Below are 17,531 nucleotides of genomic sequence, written 5' to 3' on the forward strand. Positions count from 1 at the left end.
TTGCTTTTTATTCGGCTGCTTTCAGCGGTGAACCGGTCGGTTCTTTCCCGGAACTGTCAGCGCTCGCATCGTCGGTACGCAGCTCATCATCCCAGACCATTTCGGTTGCCTGAGCATTCATCGCGGCTTTACCGATGGCCATATCCAGCGCCACCTGGCTGGATTTTCCTGCTGTAGCGCGGGCCAAAATCTTACCCAACCAGATGGCATAGGTTGTCACCCAGACCCGCATAGCCAAAAGCGAAGGCGTCACGATCAGCGTCAGTACCGTCGCGATACCAAGGCCAAAGACAACTGCGGTTGCCAGCTGTTTCCACCACAGCGCTGTGGGGCTGTTGATCGAATACCCGCCGTTGATAAAGTCCAGCGACAGCCCGAACATCATCGGGGTAAGGCCAGCCATCGTGGTGAGTGTGGTCAACAGAACCGGACGAATGCGTGCCTCGGCGGTGCGTATGATCGCCTCGATCCTTGGCATGTACTGGCTATATTCCTGATAGGTGTCGATCAGAACAATGTTGTTGTTCACCACGATCCCCGCCAGAGCCACAATACCCGTTCCTGTCATGATGATCGAGAAGGGCTGTTGCATCACCATCATACCGATCAGAACACCTGTTGTGGACAGTACCACGGCCAGCAGAACTAGGATCGAATTGTAGAACGAGTTGAACTGCGCGAGCAGAATAACGAACATCAGCCCCAACGCGCCCATAAAGGCATTCACAAGAAACGCCCCGGATTCGGCCTGATCCTCCTGATCACCTGTCCATGTCCAGCTGACGGAACTACCAAAAGGATCGGTTTCCAGCCATTCAGTCAACACAACAATCCGTTCGTTCGGGTTAATCAGACTGGTGCGCGCGTCACCGGATTCGATCAGCGTGCGCAAATCATCGGTGCTTTCTGCCTCGGTCAGCATGATCAGTTCGAACTGAGTCCCATCGGGAAATGCCAATGCGGTAGCTGTTGGGATTTCATCCTCTGCGAGTTCACGCACCACTGCCAATCTTTGATCGGCGCCATCCGGTCCTGTGACCACAACATTGCTCAGGCCGGGCTCAACATCCGCCTTCACGTCAAAATAACGTTCCTGATCGACACGGTTGATTTCGGCCAGTTTGGCGACTGGTTTGCGCGAGACAAAGTTGGACAGTGGCACCAAACCATCGACCGTGCGGACCTTGAGCGTGTCAAGCGTTGACAAGACACGATCCTGATCAGGCAGGCGAACACGGATTTCGATTTCATCATCCACGTTGTCCGGGCGCATTTCGCCCAGCAAAAGGCCACGCGTAACAAGCTGTACCATCGCACCGACGGTGGCTACGTCTGCGCCAAATCGGCCTGCTTTGGCGACATCAACGTCAATCTGCCAGTCGATGCCGGGCAAGGGCAGCGTGTCCTCGATCTTGATAAGGCCCGGGGTGGCGTCGAATACCTCACGCGCGGCCAGGGTGGCTGATGTCAGCTCTTGCCAGCCATCGGCCTTGATCCGCAGATGGACAGGTTTGGAAGAGCCTGGCCCTTGCTCAAGCGGCAAGGTCTCAACGATGATCCCCGGTAGCTGCGCAAGCTCCCTGTTCAACTCTTCCAGAACATAGTCGCCGTCATAGTCTGGCGCCACTGTGTGCCGGTCCAACAATCCTCCGAAAATCGGTTCCGAGACGTTCGGTCTGTCTTCCCAAGGGATGATTTCGAACTGAACCTGACCAACGGTATCCGCCGGGGATTGGCCACCAGGTCCACCGGTGTCCAAACCACCTTCACCAGCGAATGCAAAGACGTTGATAACAGCCGGGTGCGCACTGATAATCTCTTCTGCGGCGAGTACCATCTGGTCCTTTTCGGCCAAAGAGATATTGCCGCGCGCACGGACATAGGCCGTGGCCTGCTCTGGTTCGCTTTCAACGAAGAATTCAACACCGCGGTTGTTTTTCCCAAATGCGGTCATGACTGAAGCTACAGCAAGGCCAATCACCACAATTGATACAATCGGCATGATCGGGTTGCCCACAAGGAATTTCACCACATGCCCAAAGCGTGTGTGTTCGCGGCTGGTCTGCACATGCTCAACCGGGGCGCGTTCGATTTTTGCCGCGCTCAGGGTGACCGACCCGGCAAACGCACCTAGCATGAACAGGATCATTCCAAGAACCGAACTACCTGAATCGACCAGGTAGTCCGGGTTCAATGTCTGCATCGCCCCCAGGAAGATCAGGTATAACGACGGGGGAACCATCGCTGCCCGAACCCACCAGGCTGTTCGCGCCCTCAGCCAGTTCGACGACCGGTCAAACACGCGGCTGAGGCGGCCGGAAACGCCGCCCATCACGGGCAGGTAGATCAATGCAACGATCAACGACGCCGACAAAACGAATATCAGCGTAACTGGTAGCATCCCCATGAATTCGCCCGGAACGCCGGGCCAAAAGAGCATAGGCAAGAAGGCGCATAATGTCGTAGCTGTCGAGGATACGATCGGCCAGAACATCCGTTGTGCGGCTTCGACATAGGCATGCATGGGACCCACGCCCTCGTTGATCCGCTTGTCGGCATATTCAACCACCACGATGGCCCCGTCGACCAGCATTCCGACCGCAAGAATCAAACCGAACATGACGATGTTCGAAATGCTGACCCCCATCACCGCAAGGAATGCAAAGCACAGCAGGAATGAGGTTGGAATCGCAAAACCCACCAGCAGGGCGGCACGGGTCCCAAGCGAGGCCAGAATGACAATCATAACCAGCGCAATAGCGGTAAGAACCGAACCCTCAAGCTGGCTGACCATCGACCCTACGATCCGGCTCTGGTCGTTCGAGGTGCCCAGTTTGATCGCCGCCTGCATCTCGGCTGGCCATTTGGATTGGGCCGCTGCGATAGAGGCTTTGACCTCGTCGACCGTGTCGATCAGGTTATAGCCTTTGCGTTTGACGACCTGCAGTGCCACGGTGGCCTCGCCGTTGAAGCGGGCGGTGCCTTCGCGATCTTCGAAAGTATAGTTGATTTGCGCCAGCTCGCCCATGGTCACGACGCGGTCGCCATTGACCTTGACGGGTAGGTCATACACGTCCTGGGCGGTCTTGAAAGACGAAGGGATCTTGACCGAGAAGGTGCCTTGATCGGTTTCCACCTCACCAGCGGCGATCAGCTGGTTGTTGTTCTGAACAACATTGATCAGCTCGGCGGCGGTAACGTTATACGCTTCCAGCCGCAGCGGGTCGATGATCACCTCTAGCAATTCGTCTCGATTGCCGGCTATCCCTGCCTCAAGCACGGAATCCAATGCTTCCAGATCATCCTGCAAATCTTTGGCGACACGGGCCATTGTTCTTTCAGGAACAGCCCCGGTCAGATTGACAATCACAATCGGGAATTCAGAAAAGTTGATCTCGGTCAGGGTATATTGCTCAGCCCCTTCAGGAAAATCGGCCTGGGCGCTGTTCATGGCGTCGCGGACATCGGCCATGATCGCCGTCTTGTCCCATCCAAAATCGAATTCCAGCGCGACACCGGCATAGCCTTCGGCAGCCGTCGACGTCATTTCTTTGAGACCGTCCAGATCAGCCAGCTCGGTTTCCATCGGCTTGACCAGCAGGTTTTCCGAGTCTTCAGCGGAAATGCCGGGGAACTGAACCGAGACGAAAAGCGCAGGGATTTCGATATCCGGCTCACCTTCTTTCGGCAGGCCAACATAGGCGTATCCACCTACGATCAAGGAAATCGCGATAAATGCCAGAACCATTCGGGCTCGGCCAGCGGCCCAGCTTACTATTCCGGTCATTGCACTGCATCCCGATAAGTTGGCTCAACCATCACGCCGCGAGTCACGAATTCTTGCCCGACAATGATGATGTCCGCCGTTTCCGGCAACCCGTCAACCCAGACACCTTCGGAGGTGTCGCGCAACAAAGTGACCGGCAGGAAATCCACAATGTTCCCATTTCCAACGGTCCGTACACCAACTTTGCCATCGTTATTCAGCGTCAGTGCGGACTGAGGCAGCAGATGTGCCTTGGTCCCTTCAGCCGAGATTCGGATGTCCGCAGTCTGACCGTCCCGAATTGTCAGGTCGGGGTTAGAAACGGTAATCTCGACCTCAAAGGTCCGGGTGGTCTCATCGGCCGACCGGCTAAGGAAGGTGACCCGCCCAGAGACCTGAAGCCCCGAGATCAGCTGGGCCGAAGCCTCGGACCCTACGATGATCCGGTTCACATCTGCCTCGGGAACAAACCCGACCAACTTGATTGGGTCCAACTGGATCACAGTCGCACACAGCGACCCTGGTTGCATAAGGCTTCCAAGCTCAGCTGTGTCACTTTCTAACAGACCCTTGAATGGAGCTTCGATCGTCTGGCGTTCGATTTCACGTTCGGCGGCCTCGACTTCGGCTGATGCCGCTTCGATACCGGCGCGTGTTGCTTCCAGCCCGGCTTCGGCGCTTTTGATACCAGCCTGGGCTGTACTCATTTCCGCCTCGCTGGAAATCCTGCGGGTTTCCGACCCAAAACCGGTCTCTGATAGCTTTCGTGCGGCTTTCAAGTTGATTTCGGCTTCGGCTACGCGCGCATGTGCCTCCAGCAGACGCGCTTCGGCTTCGGGCACCCGGCTTTTGGCTTCAAGCTTGGCGGCTGTTGCTTCGGCCAGGCTTGCCGGACGGGTGCCTGGATCCAGCTCACATAACAAATCACCGGCTTCGACAAAACTGCCCTTGCGCTTGGGTTCTGATACGACAGTTGACGTCGTTTCGGCCAGAACTTCGACCTCGCGGTTTGCTCTGGTTTGTCCACGCAGAGTCACTGCACTGTCTACTTCGCGGGCGACAGAGCGCTGTGCAACTACACGGATTACGTGCCGATCCTCTGCGGGAATTTCAGAAGATTCTGCCTCGGACGTAGTGCCCGGGTTTGAATCATCGCGGCCGGCGAATGCTAATAATGCATCCCTTTCGAATACCAAATAGAACAAGGCAACAATCACCAAAAAGGCGTTTACGAATGAAATCAAACGCATACAGGGTCTCTCCCAGAATTCTTTGCCGACTGTCCCTCGGCGCGCATGCTTAGAAATGGGGGCGGGGCCTCATCTTTTCCACACTAAACTGAATAGTTCGGTTCACTTTTTTCTGCAAGGGTATCCGCAGGTGGGGGAATTGTATGAAATCGGACCCTTGGCTTGGCAATGGCAGCGGGGTATGACATTGCCCATTATCACAGAACACAAGCCCGGGGAGCAGGGATGAGCGACGTCGACAGTTTCATTGATGAGGTGACCGAAGAGGTGCGCCGCGACCGTCTGTTCTTGCTTTTGCGCCGTTGGGGTTGGGTTGGCGTAGTGGCGGTTGTTCTGATCGTTGGTGGTGCCGCGTTCAACGAACTGCGCAAGGCGCGCGCAACCAGTCAGGCACAGGATCTGGGAGATGCGATTCTGGCCGCTATGGCACAGAATGAGTCCGCCGATCGTGCCGATGATCTTGCCTTGGTACCTGCACCAACACCCGGTGGAGATGCGATTGTAAAGATGCTCCTTTCTGCCTCGCAGACCGAAATCGAGTCCGGGCAGGGCGCTGTTGAGAGTCTGAACGCCATTGCGGTTCAGGGTGATCTGCCTGAAATTTACCGGGCCATCGCGACCTTCAAGGCTTTGCTGCTGCAAAGCGAGACAATGCCGGTAGCAGACCGGCGTCAGCAATTCGAAGCGCTGGCCGTGCCGGGAGCCCCATTGCGGTTGCTGGCAGAGGAGCAACTGGCACTGATCGAAGTGTCCGAAGGTCAAGTCGATGCCGCCATTTCCCGTTTGCAGGCAATGCGGCAGGACGCTGAAATCGGCGTAGATCTGCAGCAACGCGCAACACAGTTGATTGTTGCGCTGGGTGGTGAACCGGAACCGCTGGTCGCACGGCAAAGCTGAACCGGTAGAAAATAAATGACAGGCAAGTTCGGAGTATCATGGTGATTAGTCTCTTCCCCCGTATTGGGTTGCCGGTCGCGGTTGTTTCCCTGACATTGCTGGCGGCTTGTCAGGAGCCCGAGGTCATCCTGCCCGGAGCTCGTGAGGACATCCGACCAACATCCGACAATGAAACGGTTGAGACCCAGGGAGCCAAGCCGATCAGCCTTCCTGCCCAGACGGCCAATGCCAACTGGTCACAAAGCCCGGGAACCGCTGCGTATCGGACGACAAATGCCTCTTTGCGTAATACTCCACAGAAACTGTGGTCAACGTCGATCGGTGATGGAGATTCGCGCAAGCAGCGCATCACGGCCGAGCCGGTCGTTGCAGGTGGTTTGGTCTACACGCTGGATTCCGGAGCGACCGTTTCAGCGGTCTCACCGCAGGGGCAGGTTGCCTGGAGTACAGATCTAATCCCTGGCACCGACGGAGATTCAGATGCAACTGGCGGTGGATTGGCCTATGCTAATGGCGTTCTTTATGTGTCTTCTGGTTTTGGTCGCCTGACCGCTCTGGATGGCAAAACCGGTGCCATTCGTTGGCAAAAGCGCCTGAATGCTACGGGCAGCGGCTCACCTCTGATCAATGATGGCCTGCTGTATCTTGTCGCCGGAGATGAAATCGGATGGACGATTGATACAAAAGATGGGCGCATCCTCTGGCAGGTTCAGGGCACCCCAAGCGTTGGCAATGTGTTGGGCGCGCCTGCGCCGGTGATTGCCTCGGATTTCTCGGTGTTTGCATTTGGCTCGGGCGATATAGCTGCAACGTTCCGCAGAGGTGGTATTCGCCGCTGGAACGCGTCGGTTGCTGGTGGGCGTCGCGGGCGCGCCGCAGCGCAGATCGTTGACGTAACAGGCGGCCCGATGGTGGTCGGCGATACCATCTATATCGGCAACCATTCGGGCCGCACCGTGGCATTCGATTCCACTTCGGGTGAGCGGAGATGGACCGCGGATGAAGGCGCAGTTGATACGGTTTGGCCGGCTGGAAACAGCATCTTCCTGATTAGTGATCGCAGTCAGTTGGTGCGTCTGGATGCCTCGGATGGCTCGATTGTGTGGGCGCAGGACTTGCCTGGATTCGTCAAGGACAAGCCCGGTCGGCGTGGCGCAATCTATGCGCATTACGGGCCGATCATGGCTGGTGGGCGTATCGTTGTTGCATCGAACGATGGTTATCTAAGGTTCTATAACCCGCTCGACGGCACGCTGGTTCACCGCGTCGAGGTTCCCGGCGGTGCCACTACGGCGCCAGTTGTTGCCGGGCAAACCTTGTACGTCGTTTCGACCAAAGGTGAACTGCACGCTTTCCGTTGACGACAAGATGCGCTAAAGGGCGCGTCTGAGTCTTGAAAGTTGAGTATCATGTCCCTGACCCTCGCTATCGTGGGGCGCCCCAATGTGGGCAAATCCACTTTGTTCAACCGCCTCGTCGGCAAACGACTGGCATTGGTCGACGACCAGCCAGGTGTTACGCGCGATTTGCGCGAAGGCGAAGCGCGTCTGGGCGATCTGCGCTTTACCGTTATTGATACGGCGGGTCTTGAGGATGCGACAGACGACAGCCTTGAAGGCCGGATGCGACGCCTGACCGAGCGCGCCGTGGACATGGCTGATGTGTGCCTGTTCATGATCGACGCGCGTGTGGGGTTGACGCCCACAGATGAGATGTTTGCCGAGATTCTGCGCAAACGATCGAAACACGTGATCCTTGCGGCCAACAAAGCCGAAGGTTCGGCGGCTGATGCCGGTGTGCTCGAAGCTTATAATCTGGGTCTGGGCGAGCCGGTCCGCCTGTCGGGTGAACATGGCGAGGGGATGACCGATCTTTACGCACATCTGATGCCTCTGGCGGATGCTGCTGCGGAAAAAGCGATCGAAGAAGCGCCCGTAACTGATATCGAGCTTGATGAAGACGGCGAAGCCGTAACCCCGTTGATCACCGACGCCAAGCCGTTGCAAGTTGCCGTTGTTGGTCGCCCGAATGCCGGAAAATCCACCCTGATCAACAAGATCGTTGGCGAAGATCGCTTGTTGACCGGACCCGAGGCCGGGATCACACGCGATGCAATTAGCCTGCGGATCGACTGGGCCGACCCCGAGGGTGAAAGCACGCCGATGCGGATCTTCGATACGGCGGGGATGCGCAAAAAAGCCAAGGTACAGGAAAAACTTGAGAAGCTTTCTGTATCGGATGGTTTGCGTGCAGTAAAATTTGCCGAGGTTGTGGTGGTGTTGCTGGATGCGGCGATTCCGTTTGAACAGCAGGATCTGCGCATCGCGGATCTGGCCGAACGCGAGGGCCGAGCCGTCGTTGTCGCCATTAACAAATGGGATATCGAAGAGGACAAGCAGGAAAAACTGCGCGATCTGAAAGAATCGTTCGAACGTCTTCTGCCGCAGTTGCGCGGCGCTCCACTGGTCACGGTTTCCGCCAAAACAGGGCGGGGGCTTGAGCGCCTGCGTGCTGCTATCCTACGCGCCCATGATATCTGGAACCGGCGTGTGCCGACTGCTGCTTTGAACCGTTGGTTGATCGCAATGCTGGAACAGCACCCGCCGCCAGCGCCGCAGGGTCGCCGGATCAAGCTGCGGTATATGACACAGGCCAAAACCCGCCCCCCTGGATTCGTGGTTATGTGTTCGCACCCCGACAAGATGCCTGAAAGCTATAACCGTTATCTGGTCAACGGCCTGCGTGAGAGTTTCGATATGCCCGGGACCCCCATCCGACTGACCTTGCGCGGGCAGGGAGACAAGAACCCTTATAAGGGACGGCGTAAGAAAAACGCAGGTGCCTTGGCCAAACATTTGAAGGGACGCGCGTAACTGCGCCAATCTGTTGCATTTTTCATCTCGGGGCGTGACAGCCCTTTGATGGCGCGCTAGCATTCGCTGGCGCGCTTTTGTTTCCAAGCGTGTCGCTTGTTTGCGGGAAGACCGCACCCATTTTTAGAATCACATTGCAACGGGCCATTGTGGGGAGCCGACGGAATGGATTTGAGAGAATACACACGTCAATACGCGGTTCAGGACAATGGATTGGCCGCGATCAGCTACTTTGGGACTTTCGCGGTTTATTTCTCATCGTTGGCATTAGCCATCATCTATGTGGACCGCTGGTATGTTATGATGCCTGCCGGGGTGGTTTTCGCGTTTTCCGCTGTTCGCCTTTACGTGCTGCAGCACGATTGCGGCCATCATTCGCTATTTGAAACGCGTGCACAGAATGAATGGGCAGGGCATGGGCTGTCCCCGTTCACTTTCGCTCCATTCGAAGTGATGAAGCAAAACCACAACCTGCATCACTCCGGCATCGGCAATCTGGAACATCGTGAGACCGGCGAAATTCATACCATGACCGTGAGGGAATGGAATGCGGCGAACTTGTGGTCGCGGCTGTATTATCGCCTATACCGCAACCCGTTTGTGCTGGTACCGGTCGGAGCATTGTTTACTTATTTCATTCGCTACCGCTGGCCCAAGAATACGGTGCGGTTCGGCGTCAAAGGCGTGCTGCTGCACAACCTGTCGATCCTGATTTTCCTGGGCCTGCTGTATCTGATCGCCGGTGCGACCGGTATTTTGGTTTGGGTGGCCTTTTCCTTCCTTGGCGGGATGCTGGGAGTTTTCCTAGTCTATCTTCAGCATAATTTCGAAGACACATACTGGGACCGTCGCCCAGATCTGGATCCGAAATTGGCCGCGCTGCAGGGGTCGTCGGCGCTGGATTTCGGCTGGTGGTTTGATAATGCGGTGGCCTGCATCACATTGCACGACATACACCACTTCAACGCGCGCATCCCCTCTTACCGGCTGCGGGAATGCCACTATAACCTCCCGTCCGAGTATACGCCGCGCCGGATCAAATTCCCCGAGGCGGTAGCGGCTTTGAATCTGAAACTTTGGGATGAGGACAACAAACGGCTTGTACCTTTCCCTCCTAAGGATCAATCCCGGGGGCTGGCCCGTAGCAGCTAGCCGGTATTCCGGCCCGATGTGAGAAGGAAAGGAACTCTGATGACCGCAGTGACCGATGTAAAGGGTGTAGGCGAGGCGCTTGGGCAAGCGTTGATTGCCAATGGCTTCAAGACCGCAGAAGACCTTGCGAGCGCGAAACCCGCAGAGCTCGTCAAAGTTCCCCGCATTGGTGTGGCACGGGCACCGGTTCTTATTGCGGCGGCGAAAGTAGCCGTTTCAGCCAAAACCACGACTGCGCGCGCAGCAACCAAGCGCCCAGCTGCTCGGAAGGGCGTTACTGCTGCCTCCCGGAAGCGGGCTGAGGAAACCGCCCAGAAGGCTGCTGAAGAGAAAGCCGCTGCTGAAGCCAAAGCGCGAAAAAAGGCCAAGGCAAAAGCCAAGGCTGAGAAAGCTGCCAAAAAGCTGCTGGAAATGGAGGCCGCATTCTCAAAGGCAAAGGACAAGGTGAAAGCCAAAGCCAAAAAGGATAAAAAGTCCAAAAAGGACGACAAGAAAAAAGATCAAAAAAAACAGGACGCCAAAGAGAAAGTGGGCAAGAAGAAGAGTAAGAAAAAAGATAAGAAAAAGACGAAGAAGTAGACCTCCTCCGCCTTTTGATTTTCTCAGGACCGGCGCAGTTGGTTAGCGCCGGTTTTCTTATGCCAGCGTGCCGTCCCGCTGTAAGGTCAGTTTACCGCCAAGATAGGGGGCCAGAACCTTGGGCAAGGTCACGGTACCATCGGCGTTCTGACCATTTTCCAGTACGGCGATCAAGCAACGACCGACAGCCAGGCCGGAGCCGTTCAGTGTATGGACGTATTCCGGTTTGCCACCCGCTTCGGGGCGGAACCGCGCGTTCATGCGGCGGGCCTGAAAATCACCACAAGTCGAGACCGAGCTGATCTCGCGATAGGTATCCTGTCCGGGCAACCATGCCTCGATGTCATAGGTACGGCGCGCGCCAAAGCCCATGTCGCCCGTACACAGGATCACCGTGCGATAGGGTATGCCCAATTTTTCTAGAATACCTTCGGCGCAGCGTAACATGCGCTTTTGTTCCTTATCCGATTTGTCCGGATGGGTGATTGAGACCATCTCGACCTTTTCGAACTGGTGCTGGCGCAGCATCCCACGGGTGTCTCTGCCAGCGCTGCCAGCCTCGGACCGGAAGCACAGGGAATGCGCGGTATAGCGGCGAGGCAAATAGCTTTCTTCGATCAGCGTTTCATTGACGATATTGGTCAGCGACACTTCTGAGGTTGGGATCAGCCACCAGCCTTCACGGGTCTGATAGCTGTCCTCGCCAAACTTCGGCAGTTGCCCGGTGCCCTGCATCATTTCGGACAGAACCAGAACCGGGCCGTTGACCTCGGTTAGTTCGTTTTCGTTGATATGTGTGTCCAGCATGAACTGCGCCAATGCGCGGTGAATGCGGGCTACGCCACCGGACAGCAGCACAAAACGCGAGCCGGACAGTTTCGCGGCGGTCTCAAAATCCATACCGGTCTGGACGGCTTCGATCTCAAAATGCTCTTTGGGCGCAAAATCCAGTGTGGGCGGAGTGCCCCAGCGGATGACTTCGACATTGTCGTTTTCATCCACGCCTTCGGGCACATCTTCGGCGGGCAGGTTGGCGATGCGGATCAGTTGATCGGTCAGAAGGGCGTCCAGATCCTTGGCCTCGGTCTGCATCTGGGCGATCTCGGCCTTTTTCTCGGCGACCAGCGCGCGCAGGCGCTCGAACTCGACCTCATCGCCACGACCCTTGGCCGCACCAACCTCTTTGGACGCCTTGTTTTGCTCCGCCTGAGCGGTTTCTGCGGCCAATATCTTGGCGCGGCGGCTTTCGTCCAGGCGCAACAGGTCCGACGACACCGGCGCGTCCCCACGGCGCGCAAGGGCGGCGTCGAAGGCGGCTGGGTTTTCGCGTATGGCGCGGATGTCGTGCATGGTTCAGGTCCTTAAATGCGTGAATCACTGCAGCCGCTTATGCACCATCTGAAAGGCGGGGTGTAGCACCGGTTACGACTTATCCGTATCGTCGTGTGTTTCATGCGCCAAATGGCCATCCCAGTCTTCGAGCGGAATTTTTGGTTTTGGCGGATCGGCCATGTAAGACGGCGTCATGATCTGCACATTGTTTTCATTGAACACGGCCACGATGTTGCGATGCAGGTCCGAGCGGATCTTGGGAATGATACTGCCACGGGTCGAATACCCATTGATCTGGTAGTTGATCGCGTAGTCTGCCAGCGCGGTCCACAACACAAACGGCTCGGGTTTGGCCTTGATGCCCTTGGTGCGATTGGCCGCTTCGATCAGCATGGCCTCGACTTTTTCGGATGGTTCCTCATACCCGATTCCCACGGTCGTATGCAGCAACAGCCCGCTGCCGTCGGTTCTTTTTGAGAAATTCACCACGTCCGAGTTCATCAACTGGGCATTTGGAATAGAGATCAACTCGTTCTTGATGGATTTGAGATGCGTCTCCATCAGCTTGATCTGAACCACGTCGCCGATGTGATCCCCGATCTGAATGCGATCCCCGATCGAGGTTGACCGGCGATAGATCACGAACAGACCGGCCAGCATGTTGGACACAACCGAGTTTGCGCCCAGCGACAGCATGGCACCCACCAGAAGGGTCAGACCTTGAAACGCGGCCGAGTCCGACCCCGGAATGTAGGGCACTGCAAACACCAGAGCGATCAGGATAACAACCACGCGGGCGATATTGAACGTTGGGTTCACCCAGTGCTTTTCGAAATCGCCAAGGTCAAAAGTTCCGGCCTCAACCGCGTCAAAGAACACACGCATACCCTTGATAATATACATTGTAACCCATGTGATCAGGCCCAGCATGATCAGGTTCGGGAAATAGCCGATGATTCCCTTAAAGATCAGAAGAACGGGTTCTGTCAGATAGGTTAGCAGCAGTTGCGCGAAATATCGGGTTTCAGCAAAGGAAAGTAGGACAAAGGACAGGTAGTAGTAAAAGCCCAGAAAGAAGATGATCAGCAGTATGAAGTTCAGGCCGTAACGGACCAGTGCCGCAATCGCTTCGGCCTGTACGCTTTTGGCTGTAGCGGTCTCAACATCTTTCAGGTGGAGCTTAACAAACTTCAAGGTCCGCCGTCGGATACTGCGATGCAGCCACAAGATAACCACGACGAACACAACGAAACCAAGGGTCCAGCCCGCCGCTTCTATGGCGCCGGATACGCGGGCCTGATCGGTTCGGTTGGCTCGGTAGGCGATGATCGCCTCTTCGATGGCCTGGCCATGCAAATAGCTGAGAACATCCAGCTTTATTTGATCCAGCGCGGCGTCAGCCTCTGTGACGATGGTGACCTGTACGCCGTCGGCCCGAATGCTGGTCCCCAGCTCTGTGTCTTCAAAAGTAATCGAGACCTCTGTGCTTGTTGAGGCTTCGGCAACTTCGACGATGACCTCCTGCACCCGCTCGACACGTTCCGACGCCGGTAGCGCGCTGGACCCACGCAAGAAAAACAGCATCTCACCGTCGACAATAACCGGTGCTTTGAAGGTCTCGGACTGTTCATCATCCTCGCGGATGTCTTCCACGATATCCTGAGCTGATGCCGCGATTGGCAGGGCCAGTAGCAAGGTCGTCACGATCAGCCGGACAAACATGCCAAAGGATTGAATAAAATGCGTCATCGGACCTCCCTCATTACAACTATATCCGAGCGGGAGCATCTTCATAGAGGGTAACTGACCCGGCGCCCTTAATCCTTGGAAATGCAGAAAGACCGGCAAAGTTATCCATGTTTTTTAAAGAATAAATTCCAAGCGCCTCCTGTCCTTGCAAACAGGCATTTCAAAGAATAGGTTCTCGCCAAATTTGCGGAGCATTTTCGCAGTACCAAACCAAAAGGAATATCCCATGGAAGGTGGCGCAATCGCCCAGTTTCTCCCGCTGATCCTGATTTTTGCGATCATGTATTTCCTGCTGATCCGTCCACAGCAGAAGAAAATGAAGGAACATCAAGCCATGGTCGAGGCCGTGCGCCGGGGCGATCAGGTCGTTACCCAGGGTGGGCTGATTGGTAAAGTGGCCAAGGTCAAAGAAGGCGACAACGAGATCGAAGTCGAAATCGCCGAGGGAGTCAAAGTCCGCGTGGTTAAATCGACCATTTCGCAGGTTCTGAACAAGACTGAGCCGGCGAAGTAACTTCGCGATACAATCCCTTGAAAAGGCAGGGTAATGCTGCAAATTGATACCTGGAAGCGGGTTCTGATCTGGCTGGTCTGCGTGACTGGCTTGCTGATGGCCCTGCCGAATGCGTTTTATACGCGCGTTGAACAATCCAATGACGCCAAGGCGGCGATCGAGCTTGGCGTTGACACCCCCGAAATGCAGGCCGAGGCGGCGCAATGGCCGAACTGGCTGCCGTCGTCGCTGGTCAATCTAGGGCTGGATCTGCGTGGAGGCGCGCATCTTTTGGCCGAAGTTCGGGTGGGTGACGTCTACGAATCCCGCATGGATGCGATGTGGCCGGAAATCCGGGATGCGCTGCGGGATGAACGTGCCACTGTGGGCACCATCCGTCGCCAGGAAGCGGCGCCTGATGAGATTCGCCTTCGCATCAGTCAGCCCGAGGGCATGTCCCGCGCGCTGGAGGTTGTCCGCGGTCTGGCCCGTCAGGTGCAGACCCTCAGCGGTGTAGGGGCCACGGATATCGAGGCCCGCGCCGAAGGTGATACGATCATTGTACAACTTTCTGAGGCCGAGAAGCTGGCCTCAGACGACCGCACCGTGCGTCAATCGCTGGAAATCATTCGCCGCCGGATTGACGAGGTGGGCACCCGCGAGCCGACCATCCAAAGGCAAGGCACCGACCGTATTCTGATCCAGGTGCCAGGTATCGGCAGCGCAGGAGAGTTGAAAGAGATCATCGGCACGACCGCGCAACTGACCTTTAACCCCGTCGTTGGGCGCGGAACCGACCCCGATGCGATAGCGGGCGTTGGCGAAGAGGTGGTGCCGTCGATTGACGAAAATGGCGTCTATTACACGTTGGATGCCGCGCCGGTTGTAACGGGCGAGGAACTGGTCGATGCGCAGCCCGCGTTTGACCAGAATGGCCGCCCGGCGGTGAGTTTCCGCTTTAACACCTCTGGCGCGCGTAAATTTGGTGATTACACGCTGGAAAACATCGGGGCACCCTTCGCCATCGTTCTGGATGACGAAGTGATCTCAGCCCCGGTGATCCAAAGTCATATCCCCGGCGGGTCTGGTATCATCACCGGTAATTTCACCGTCGAGGAAAGTACAAATCTGGCTGTCCTGTTGCGCGCAGGGGCACTGCCCGCCGGGCTGGAGTTTCTGGAAGAAAGAACCATCGGCCCCGAGCTGGGCCAGGACAGTATCGACGCGGGTAAGGTGGCTACCATCGTGGCCTTTGTCGCGGTGCTGACATTCATGGCGCTCAGCTATGGCCTGTTTGGTTTCTTCGCCAATATTGCGCTGATCATCAACGTTGGCCTGTTGTTTGGTCTGCTTTCCCTGATTGGGGCGACGTTGACCCTGCCTGGGATCGCGGGGATCGTTCTGACGGTAGGTATGGCGGTGGATGCCAACGTACTGATCTTCGAGCGTATCCGAGAGGAACTGAAATCTGCCAAAGGTCCTGCCCGCGCGATTGAGCTGGGTTATGAAAAAGCGCTGTCGGCCATTCTGGACGCCAACGTGACCACCTTCATTACCGCTGTAATCCTGTTTGCCATGGGCAGCGGGCCAGTGCGCGGGTTCGCAATCACTTTGGGTCTGGGTATTCTGACCTCGGTCTTCACCGCGATCTTCGTGACGCGCCTGATGATCGTGATTTGGTTCGAACGCCGCCGTCCGAAAACGATCGAGGTTTGACATGAGACTGAAACTCGTACCCCAGAATACCTCGTTCGATTTCTTCAGTCGCTGGAAGATCTGGCTGGGTATCTCGGCCTTGATGATGATTGTCGCGTTTACGTCATTCATGCTGCAGGGCCTGAATTTCGGCATTGATTTCCGTGGAGGGACCACCATTCGGACCCAAAGCGCGCAGGAAATCGATGTCGGCACATATCGTGACGCTATTGCGCCGCTTGGACTTGGCGACGTGACGATCACCGAGATTTTCGATCCGAGCTTCGGGCCAGATCAACATGTCGCGATGATCCGCATTCAGGCGCAGGATGATGCTGAGGCTGTCAATGCGGCCACGATTGAACAAATTGGCGAAGCTCTTGCCGCAGCGGACCCCGGGTTGAAACTGCCCTTCGAAAGCGTCGAATCTGTAGGACCCAAAGTCTCGGGAGAGCTTATCCAGACCGCCGTAATCGCGGTGGTGCTCGCCATTGGGGCGGTGCTTGTCTACATCTGGCTGCGGTTTGAATGGCAGTTTGCGCTGGGGGCTGTCGCTGCGCTGGTGCATGACGTCATCCTGACTATCGGCATCTTTTCCGAACTGCAGATCCGCTTTGATCTGGCGATCATCGCTGCGCTGCTGACCATCGTGGGCTATTCGTTGAATGATACGGTGGTCGTGTTCGACCGGGTGCGCGAGAACTTGCGGAAATACAAGAAAAAGGACCTAAAGGAGGTTCTGAACATTTCGATCAACGAAACGCTCAGCCGGACAGTCATGACCTCTGTCACCACCTTGCTGGCGTTGATTTCGCTCTATGTTCTGGGCGGGGATGTGATCCGCGGGTTTGTCTTTGCTATGATTTGGGGTGTGATCGTAGGTACCTATTCGTCCGTCTTTGTGGCCTCAACCATCCTGTTGTGGCTGGGCGTCAAGCGCGACTGGTCCAAGCCATCAAACACTTCTGGCAACCAGTTTGCCAACATCGATGCCTGAGTATTTTGGCCAGTCCCCCACAGGGCTGGCCATCATAGTTTTTGCTGCCTTTCTTGGCGGTGTAGTGCGCGGCTTTTCCGGATTTGGGACCGCCCTGATATTCCTGCCAATCGCAACCCCATTCCTTGATCCTTTCAAGGCGCTGACCTGCCTGACAATCATGGATATACTGGGCCCGCTGCCCAACCTTCGCCGGGCCTGGCGAGAGGTCGACAGGGGTGATCTGGTCCGTCTGGTGGGAGGGTGCGCACTCGCTCTGCCATTGGGGCTGTGGTTGCTGACCACGGTCGATCCACATGTATTTCGCTATACCGTTAGCCTGTTGGCGTTTCTTATGCTGGCTATTCTAGTGTTCGGTCTGCGCTATCACGGTCATGTCAGTCGCAAAATGGTTTTGGGAATAGGAAGCGCTGGTGGGTTTTTGGGCGGTGTCGCGGGCCTGCCCGGACCGGCCGTTATCTTGTTCTATATGTCTCGACCTCTTCCCGTGGCCGTGATCCGTGCGACGATCCTGTTATACCTGTTCGCCTTTGATTTTCTGCTTCTGGGGTACCTGACTGGCATGGACCGTATCACGCTGCCTGCTGTGATATTGGGTCTGGCTCTGGCGGTCCCCAATCTGGCTGGTAATTGGCTGGGTGGTTGGATGTTCCGGCCCGAGCGGGAAAAGCTTTATCGTGCCGCTGCGTATCTGGCGATAGCGCTTGCAGCCTTGTCGGGCCTACCGCTTTGGGGCTAGATGCCTCCT

Annotated in this window: 13 protein-coding genes; 9 read left to right on the forward strand and 4 right to left on the reverse strand. The window is 56.3% G+C overall.

The window, feature by feature from the left end:
• Positions 1 to 7 precede the first annotated feature (7 nt).
• Together AC2FJV_RS11100 and AC2FJV_RS11105 are read right to left on the reverse strand one after the other, a co-directional pair.
• Positions 8 to 3,787, reverse strand: coding sequence for an efflux RND transporter permease subunit (locus AC2FJV_RS11100; RefSeq protein WP_496713737.1), 3,780 nt, complete (start codon positions 3,785 to 3,787; stop codon positions 8 to 10).
• Positions 3,784 to 5,016, reverse strand: a complete 1,233-nt coding sequence (locus AC2FJV_RS11105) for an efflux RND transporter periplasmic adaptor subunit (RefSeq protein ID WP_496713739.1) — start codon at positions 5,014 to 5,016, stop codon at positions 3,784 to 3,786. Before AC2FJV_RS11105 ends, AC2FJV_RS11100 begins: the two co-directional genes overlap by 4 nt.
• 225 nt (positions 5,017 to 5,241) lie before the next feature.
• Between AC2FJV_RS11105 and AC2FJV_RS11110 the strand changes: the two genes are divergently transcribed.
• The 5 genes from AC2FJV_RS11110 (at position 5,242) to AC2FJV_RS11130 (ending at position 10,517) form a co-directional block, all read left to right on the forward strand.
• Positions 5,242 to 5,913, forward strand: coding sequence for a hypothetical protein (locus AC2FJV_RS11110; protein WP_142633066.1), 672 nt, complete (start codon positions 5,242 to 5,244; stop codon positions 5,911 to 5,913).
• A gap of 38 nt (positions 5,914 to 5,951) precedes the next feature.
• Complete coding sequence (locus tag AC2FJV_RS11115) at positions 5,952 to 7,274, forward strand: PQQ-like beta-propeller repeat protein (protein ID WP_142633068.1); 1,323 nt, start codon at positions 5,952 to 5,954, stop codon at positions 7,272 to 7,274.
• A gap of 48 nt (positions 7,275 to 7,322) precedes the next feature.
• Positions 7,323 to 8,786, forward strand: coding sequence for a ribosome biogenesis GTPase Der (gene der, locus AC2FJV_RS11120; protein ID WP_142633070.1), 1,464 nt, complete (start codon positions 7,323 to 7,325; stop codon positions 8,784 to 8,786).
• A gap of 165 nt (positions 8,787 to 8,951) precedes the next feature.
• On the forward strand, positions 8,952 to 9,938 hold the full coding sequence (locus AC2FJV_RS11125) for a fatty acid desaturase (protein ID WP_496688496.1): 987 nt from the start codon (positions 8,952 to 8,954) through the stop codon (positions 9,936 to 9,938).
• Positions 9,939 to 9,977: 39 nt separating this feature from the next.
• Positions 9,978 to 10,517, forward strand: a complete 540-nt coding sequence (locus tag AC2FJV_RS11130; protein WP_496713741.1) for a helix-hairpin-helix domain-containing protein — start codon at positions 9,978 to 9,980, stop codon at positions 10,515 to 10,517.
• A gap of 57 nt (positions 10,518 to 10,574) precedes the next feature.
• Here AC2FJV_RS11130 and serS read toward each other — a convergent pair whose 3' ends face one another.
• Positions 10,575 to 11,867 (reverse strand): serine--tRNA ligase, encoded by a 1,293-nt coding sequence (serS, locus tag AC2FJV_RS11135; protein ID WP_496713743.1) that lies wholly within the window; start codon positions 11,865 to 11,867, stop codon positions 10,575 to 10,577.
• Between the two features lie 72 nt (positions 11,868 to 11,939).
• Positions 11,940 to 13,598 (reverse strand): mechanosensitive ion channel family protein, encoded by a 1,659-nt coding sequence (locus tag AC2FJV_RS11140; RefSeq protein WP_496713745.1) that lies wholly within the window; start codon positions 13,596 to 13,598, stop codon positions 11,940 to 11,942.
• A gap of 226 nt (positions 13,599 to 13,824) precedes the next feature.
• On the opposite strand from AC2FJV_RS11140, the gene yajC reads away from it, so the two are divergent.
• From yajC to AC2FJV_RS11160, 4 genes are read left to right on the forward strand one after another with little or no spacing between them, the layout of a single operon-like run.
• Entirely contained in the window at positions 13,825 to 14,112 is a 288-nt protein-coding gene (yajC, locus tag AC2FJV_RS11145; protein ID WP_142633080.1) for a preprotein translocase subunit YajC, read from the forward strand.
• A gap of 33 nt (positions 14,113 to 14,145) precedes the next feature.
• The gene (gene secD / locus AC2FJV_RS11150; protein WP_282027340.1) at positions 14,146 to 15,807 is read left to right on the forward strand and encodes a protein translocase subunit SecD; all 1,662 of its coding nucleotides are present in this window, start codon (positions 14,146 to 14,148) and stop codon (positions 15,805 to 15,807) included.
• Position 15,808: 1 nt separating this feature from the next.
• Positions 15,809 to 16,783, forward strand: coding sequence for a protein translocase subunit SecF (gene secF, locus AC2FJV_RS11155; RefSeq protein ID WP_142633084.1), 975 nt, complete (start codon positions 15,809 to 15,811; stop codon positions 16,781 to 16,783).
• Positions 16,776 to 17,522: a TSUP family transporter gene (locus AC2FJV_RS11160; RefSeq protein WP_496713747.1), complete on the forward strand. Its 747-nt coding sequence runs from the start codon at positions 16,776 to 16,778 to the stop codon at positions 17,520 to 17,522. The genes secF and AC2FJV_RS11160 overlap by 8 nt, the downstream gene beginning before the upstream one ends.
• The last annotated feature ends 9 nt before the right edge of the window (positions 17,523 to 17,531 follow it).

It is taken from the genome of Ruegeria sp. CDSA241, from assembly GCF_059611265.1.